Genomic DNA, 3,441 nt, shown 5'->3' with positions numbered 1-3,441 from the left:
GAACAGGATCTCGTCGGGGCACGGACCATCGGACATGCCGACTTCCATGGCGTCGAAATGGCTGCGCACATAGGCGGCGTTGATGTGGCCGAGCGGCACGTCGAGCTTCGAACCGAAAGCGCCGACCTTCTTGGCCGACGGCACGATCGCCTTGGCGTCGCCGAGCCGCTCGCGCATGGCGTAGCCGCCGGGCACATGCCAGAGGGCGCCGTGTTCCAGCTCACCTGCGGTGCCGACAATGGCGCCTTTGCCGTAGCCGTCGATCTGCTTGACGTCGCCGCCGAGCGCCGCGATCAGCCGGTCGGCGAGCAGCAGGCCGAGCGGCTTGAGATCGTCCATGGCGCTCTGCAGCTCCTCGACATAGCGCCCGGCGAACGGGTTCTTTACCAGCGCCATGGCGGCGGCACGGCGGCGCGGCACCTTGGCCACCGGCCCGCCCTCGTGAAAGATCTCTTCGGTCAGAACCGCGATCTTGCGGATCGGAAACTCAGGCATGGGCAACTTCCTCCCTCGAAGTTTCGTTGGGCGCGGCAAGCGCAACCGAGCCACTGATGCGGATCTCGCCGCCGAGAAACAGCGCCGACCCGGCAATAAGCCCCCGCCGGCGAAAATCTTCGGCGACGGCAAGGCCATTGTCCAGCGCGCGCGCCACTTCGCCAAGGGCAAGCGTGCCGACGCCTTGCGTCACCAGCCGCGAGCCGAGATCGCTGTCGGGCGACAGTTCGTGTGCGGAAATGCGCTTGATGGCGGGATTGCCGGGCAGGTCCACCGCGTTGGCGATGAGCGTCGCCGCCGCATCGGCTTCGGCGCCGGTCCGCGCCAGAACGGTGACGGCGTCGGCAATGCCAAGCGAGAAGGAGCGGCCACGCCAACCGCTGGTGGCGACGCCGCGAACGCCATCTTCCGCGCGGATCGTGATCCGGTCGGTCATGCCGTTGCCGGTACCGGCAACCGCCAGACCCATCGACTGGCCCTTGCCGATATGGAGCGCGCAGTCGCCGCCATTGTTGACATAGGCGCGCTCGATCTTGCGACCGGCAAGCAATGCGGCGAGCATTTCGTCGGCTACCGATCCCGCGACGGCCGCCATCGGAGTTATAAAGCATTCCGCCAGGGGCATGACGGCTGCCTCCATGCGGCGCGCCGTCGGGCCGGCGAAGGTGCGCGGCGCCAGGAAAAACGCCGGCAGCCGCAATTCGGGGAGTTCCTCGACCAGCTCCACCAGGATCGTCTGGAACCGCGCTATGGCCTGTTCATAGGCTCGGCGGCATTCATCCGCCTCACCAAAAACCTCGACGATCAGGTCGATCGGCCCGTGGTTGAGATGCAGCCGCTTGCCGTCCTGCAGCCAATGGGCTTGCGGGCCTTGCATCACCCGGCCCCGTTCGAGCCGGCACGACGTAGCTGCGCGAGTGGCGGCCATGGATTGTTGGTTTCGGCGCCTGTGCCGCGGCGCGGATTCAGGTACTCACCGCCTTTTGCGACAATATCCTCGACGCTGCGGATCTCGGCCTCGTACCCGCCGAGCCTGACATAGTCGTCGCGGCGCAGCGTGAATTCGATCGGCGCCACCAGCGCCGGTGTAGGCACATAGCCGAAGGCGCCTTCCGGCACCCGTGTGACATCGACCATCAGGGTGATGCCGCCGCCCGGCCAGACATAGACCGGCGCACCGCCGACCGTGACATAGGTGGTCAGGCCCTGAACCGAGCGGGTGAGATTGACCGGGTTTTCGGTGACGCCGGCGCGCAGCGAACCGCCGGCGCCGCCGATGAACAGCACCGTGCACAAAGCCGGCTCGCAATTGTCCTCGATCAGGCCGACCGATTTTTGCAGCCGTTCCGGAAACGGTTTTTGCACCGGCTTCAACTCGTCGTCGAGCTCGTAATAGGCGAATTGCTCGCCGGTGGTCGAAACCATCAGCAGCGACAGGCCCGGCCGCGCACCCTTCTTGGCGTTCCACTCGCCAAGGATCGACAGCGGGTCTGAAATGCTGGTGCCGCCCCAGCCGAGGCCTGGCTCGGACACCTTGAAATAGCGGCCCGGCGTCGAACGGCGGCCGATGATCTTTATCCCTGTGTCCTGCCAGCCCAGCACCTTGCCGGCCTGATGCTCGGAAACGACGCCGGTGATGTGGTCGTCGACCACCACCACCTCGTCGACAAGGCCGCGCCATTGCGTGGCGAACATGCCGATGGTCGCCGAGCCGCAGCCGACGCGCATGCGATGTTCCTGCTTGCCGTCGATGACAGGCGCTTTGCCGGCTTCGACTGTTATGGTGGCGCCGCCGTCGATGGCGAGTTCCACCGGCTTGCGGTTGCACAGATTGAGCAGCGCGTCGCAGGTGGCGCGTCCTTCGGCCTTCGAGCCGCCGGTCAGATGATGCACGCCGCCCAGCGACAGCATCTGCGAGCCATACTCGCCCGTCGTGACATGGCCGATTGCCTCGCCTTGCGATCGCACAATAGCCGTCTCGGGTCCGATATGCCGGTCGGTGTCGATCTTCACCTTGACGCCGCAGTACGAAAAAATGCCTTCCGTGACGACGGTGACGAGATCGACGCCTTCGACTTCCTGGCTGACGATGAACGGCGCCGGCTTGTAGTCGGGATAGGTGGTGCCGGCGCCGATTGCGGTGACGAAGCGGCGGCCGGTGTTGACCAGTTCGCCGTCCCATTGTTCGCCCTCGGCGACGAACGGCACGATTGCCGCGCCGGCCTCGGCCGCATGGTCGAGGATGGTCAGCGGGTCCATCCGCACGATCCTGCCGCCGACATTGCCGTAGCGGTCGCAGGCGCCGGTGCGACCATCAGCGATGTAGCACATCACCGGACAGGCATCGCAGCGGATCTTCTCCGCCACCAGCTTCTCACCGGGATCATGGGTTTCGAAGCGTTCGGCAAGCTCGCTCATCGGCGTGCCTCCTTTTCGCGGATGCCATCTTTTTCGCGGATGCCAGCGCGGATACGCGTCGGCGTCGCCGGAACCTTGGTGATCAGAACGCCGGTGGCGTGGCGGATGGCGTTGAGGATTGCCGGCGCAGTCGGGATCAGCACATGCTCGCCCAAACCCTTGGCGCCAAAGGGTCCTTCCGGATCCGGAACTTCTATCAGGATGGTCTCGATCGGCGGCACGTCGCCAATGGTCGGGATGAGATAGTCGTGCAGGTTCTCGGTGCGGCCGGGGATGTACTCTTCCATCAGCGCCATGCCGATGCCTTGCGCGATACCGCCCTCGATCTGGCCTTCGGCCAGCAGCGGGTTGATCGCCTTGCCCACATCATGCGCGGCGGTGATCTTGATCAGCTTCACCGTGCCGAGCTTGAGATCGACCTCCAGTTCGGCGATCTGCGCGCCATAGCCGTAAACGGCGTAGGGTTTGCCCTGGCCCTTGGCATCGAGGGGCAGCGTCGGCGGGTCGTAGGTCTCCTCGGCGCGGAAG

4 protein-coding genes are annotated in these 3,441 nt (G+C 65.6%); all 4 read right to left on the bottom strand.

Annotated elements, in window-relative coordinates; genetic code table 11:
* The coding region (locus EN994_RS23275) for an amino acid synthesis family protein (RefSeq protein WP_164746104.1) at nucleotides 1-495 on the bottom strand (495 nt) is incomplete at its 3' end.
* Nucleotides 488-1,372, bottom strand: a complete 885-nt coding sequence (locus tag EN994_RS23270) for a thiamine biosynthesis protein ApbE (protein WP_063169734.1) — start codon at nucleotides 1,370-1,372, stop codon at nucleotides 488-490. The genes EN994_RS23270 and EN994_RS23275, both read right to left, overlap by 8 nt.
* Nucleotides 1,372-2,913 (bottom strand): hypothetical protein, encoded by a 1,542-nt coding sequence (locus EN994_RS23265; protein ID WP_063169735.1) that lies wholly within the window; start codon nucleotides 2,911-2,913, stop codon nucleotides 1,372-1,374. Before EN994_RS23265 ends, EN994_RS23270 begins: the two co-directional genes overlap by 1 nt.
* Nucleotides 2,910-3,441 (bottom strand): molybdopterin cofactor-binding domain-containing protein (locus EN994_RS23260; RefSeq protein WP_164746103.1); only part of this gene is annotated, 532 nt, incomplete at its 5' end. The genes EN994_RS23260 and EN994_RS23265, both read right to left, overlap by 4 nt.

Origin of the sequence: Mesorhizobium sp. M7A.F.Ca.CA.002.09.1.1, assembly GCF_003998555.1 — a bacterium.
Lineage (GTDB): Bacteria > Pseudomonadota > Alphaproteobacteria > Rhizobiales > Rhizobiaceae > Mesorhizobium > Mesorhizobium ciceri.
Note: the sequence above shows the minus strand (reverse complement) of the source record. Positions and strands in the feature narration are given on the sequence as shown.

Bases quoted from the DNA above. Each gene is read 5' to 3' on its own strand.
- EN994_RS23270 (WP_063169734.1), bottom strand. From the start codon at position 1,372: ATGCAAGGCCCGCAAGCCCATTGGCTGCAGGACGGCAAGCGGCTGCAT.
- EN994_RS23265 (WP_063169735.1), bottom strand. From the start codon at position 2,913: ATGAGCGAGCTTGCCGAACGCTTCGAAACCCATGATCCCGGTGAGAAG.